Genomic DNA, 349 nt, shown 5'->3' on the forward strand with positions numbered 1-349 from the left:
ATTTCAACCCGCTACCTTTAGCGGCGATGGTTCTGTCTTTTCAAGTATTCGCTGAAGAAACGGCACCGGTGGAAGAAGCTGTTGTTACAGAACAAGCCGAGGTTACTGAAGAACAATCCTTCGAAAATGAAGCAATTTTGAATGAAGAGTCAGAACAAGAAGACGAATCGCCTTTCACTACGTTAACCAAACTGGGTTTTATCTACTCTCAAAACACCAGTTCATCGTTGTCGATTAACTCAGGAATATCAGTAGGCTACAAAAAAGAAAACTGGGGGCAACGAGTACAGTTCGATACGTATTATACCGATGCCGAAAATGATGAAGATGGCACCAATCGCTATACCAC

General features: G+C 42.4%; 1 pseudogene. It reads left to right on the plus strand.

Features of this window, described 5'->3' with window-relative positions:
* Positions 1-26 precede the first annotated feature (26 nt).
* Positions 27-349: pseudogene (locus AB4486_RS27145) on the plus strand (hypothetical protein); the annotation flags it as partial.

The sequence above is a fragment of the Vibrio sp. 10N.222.55.C6 genome (assembly GCF_041473395.1).
GTDB classification, from domain to species: Bacteria; Pseudomonadota; Gammaproteobacteria; order Enterobacterales; family Vibrionaceae; genus Vibrio; species Vibrio crassostreae_C.